We start from the raw sequence: 2,421 nt of genomic DNA on the forward strand, positions 1-2,421 counted from the left end.
CGACCTTCGCCTTGAACTCGGGCGCGTGCTGCTTGCGTTTCGACATCTCTGATCTCCTTCTCGTCGAAGATCAGCAAACTGCAATTCGTAGCTTATGTCAGTGTCCGAAATTCGGGGGGTAGCTCAGTTCCTTGGAATGCGCAAAAACCTATCCGACCTCCGCATGGTTTCTGTCGCGCCGGTCGGTCGAAATCCTTGAATGCGTTGAAAACCTTGAGAAAGTCGAAAACCTTGCAGAGTTGTGATCGGATAGTGATGACCATGGACCTCTCGACGGATGGCTGGCCATGTCATGCGCCGCCAGCGGCGCTATCTGCATACCAACCGCTCTCCGCCCGCTCTCAGATCGCGCCTCGCTGGCTCCGGTGCTGTTGATACATACCAATGCTGAAGATCGCATTTCGCAAGCCTGTGAGCGGCCCAGCCAGCCTGGTGAGCATCCACATGCAGGTGTTTGTCGCTGGGTGCTGCCGCAGCGCGGTATGGGTCGGTGGTTGATCGTTGGGCTCAGGAAGTGGGTTGTCGCGGCCCAGAACTTGACCAAGCCGCAGCTGACAAGCTGCTCATGACCGGACAGTTGTCGCCGGCTCGGACTCCGCGGCGCATCGCTGGAAGAAGTCCGCGCTTCGTCTATTCAAATTACAATTCAAGGAAGAATTTCTAAATAGAGACGAAGTGCGAGCTTGCCGGGGCGGCACATCTTGGATGCTATCCTGTAGGGACTCCCCTTGCTTGCCGTGTCCATCACGTGCTTTCTCCACCGCTGTCCGGCTTCAGACCAGTGAGATATTTGTGCACAGTCTGTCGTGACCACGGCGCGCCTCTCTGGGTTCTGAGGCCTCGAGCGTTGGCCTCGTCGGCGATCTGCTGTAGGGTCGGGTCCTTGTCGCCGTCCCTGAGTTCATTCCGGATCTGCGTGAGTCTGTTTTCCGCATCGAGTGAGCGATGTCGTCGACTGCGCGCTGAGGCGGTAGTTGCCGGCGCCGTTTGCGCGAGGCCATTGGGGCGTTGCTGATCTCGTCCATTCATTGCGTAGCTCAGGGGCATCATGTCCCTCGCGACGCACCCCGTAAGCTCTTCGTTGGATAGCCTGCTTAGTGCCCGTCCACAAAATCGCCGATCTCGAAGATAGTCCCCGTAGCGTAGGAGATCCTCGAGAAATCCTTGCCTGTTCTCGGGTGATGGCCTTTTCAACAACCACGCAAAGTCATCGACGAATAGTGCTCCGGCCTCGTTCCGGGCGATCCATTCGAGTTTAGCGAGTAGTGTCGGCAAACCATCGAGGCGCCTCACACTCCGTGCGTAATCATGGACGATAGCCATCCTGGCTTTCATTTGGCTCGAGACCTCTCTCAGGCCGCACAACTGGCGCTTCGCCGCAGCGCAATTCTGTAGATCGCCATCAGGCTTTTTCCCATGAGTGATCAGCACGTAGCCTAAAGAAAAGCGATCTCTACTTGTATCTTCTGCGTTGCTCATACGCTGATGCTACAACCTCTGCTCTGTGTATTGCGCTTCAAGGCGAAGCATTCCAAATTCGTGCACTGATTAAAAAATACATATGGATCAGGGAATTATCCCGCGTCTTCCTGTAGTTGACTCTATAATAGAAGCAGTAGCAGACAAGAGGAACAGCCGATGACAGCCAAAAAAAAGACCATGAGTGACGCCTGCAACAGCTGGCTCCGGACCTGCGAGCGAAACGGACTCGAGCGATCCACGATGAAGGCCTATCGCAGCCACGCGAAAATTCACATTGAACCGAAGATAGGTGATCTTCTGGTCAGCGAGATCAGCCGGGGTGACGTGCGCGACTTCATGGACGATTTGCTAGACAATGGCGTCTCGAGACAGCTCGTGAAGAAGGTCATGGTCAGTCTGCGCGCCGTTCTTGCAGAAGCTGTCGAACGGGAATGGACCGTGCACAACGTCGCGACCGAAGTGAAGGTCAAACGCAGCAACGGCCGCGACAGGAAGCGGATAATCATCCCGACCAAGGACGAAATCAGGACCATCATTACGAAGGCACCTGAAAGTCATCGGGTCATGTTCACGGTTGCTATCTTCACTGGCATGCGGATTTCTGAACTGCGCGGACTTTGCTGGAACGCGGTCGATTTCGACCGGTCGATCATCCGCGTCGTGCAACGGGCCGACGAATATGGTGAACTCGGCGCGCCGAAGAGCAGGGCCGGCGAGCGCGAAATTCCGATGGCTCCGGTCGTTGCCGATGCCCTGAAATCCTGGAAGGCCTCCGACCGCACGACCGCTGATCATTTAGTTTTTCCGAATTCGGCGGGCCGGATTCAGAACTACTCAAACATCTACAACCGGGTGTTCAAGCGTAACCGCTCCATTGGCAGCGCCTGCCTGAGGCTGGGGCGATGATCTAAGAGACGTCGCTAATGACGTCTCTTATGC

At 55.9% G+C, this 2,421-nt stretch carries 2 protein-coding genes; one reads left to right on the forward strand and one right to left on the reverse strand.

Annotated elements, in window-relative coordinates; genetic code table 11:
• Positions 1 to 744 precede the first annotated feature (744 nt).
• The gene (locus BKY27_RS20695) at positions 745 to 1,479 is read right to left on the reverse strand and encodes a recombinase family protein (protein WP_407668433.1); all 735 of its coding nucleotides are present in this window, start codon (positions 1,477 to 1,479) and stop codon (positions 745 to 747) included.
• A gap of 159 nt (positions 1,480 to 1,638) precedes the next feature.
• On the opposite strand from BKY27_RS20695, the gene BKY27_RS19505 reads away from it, so the two are divergent.
• Positions 1,639 to 2,388: a tyrosine-type recombinase/integrase gene (locus BKY27_RS19505; protein WP_071676120.1), complete on the forward strand. Its 750-nt coding sequence runs from the start codon at positions 1,639 to 1,641 to the stop codon at positions 2,386 to 2,388.
• Positions 2,389 to 2,421 lie beyond the last annotated feature (33 nt).

Origin of the sequence: Nioella nitratireducens (genome assembly GCF_001879715.1) — a bacterium.
In the GTDB taxonomy this organism is placed as follows: domain Bacteria; phylum Pseudomonadota; class Alphaproteobacteria; order Rhodobacterales; family Rhodobacteraceae; genus Nioella; species Nioella nitratireducens.

What these genes read in the sequence shown, in the direction of transcription:
- BKY27_RS20695 (WP_407668433.1), bottom strand. Translation starts at nt 1,479, where the DNA reads ATGAGCAACGCAGAAGATACAAGTAGAGATCGCTTTTCTTTAGGCTAC.
- BKY27_RS19505 (WP_071676120.1), top strand. Translation starts at nt 1,639, where the DNA reads ATGACAGCCAAAAAAAAGACCATGAGTGACGCCTGCAACAGCTGGCTC.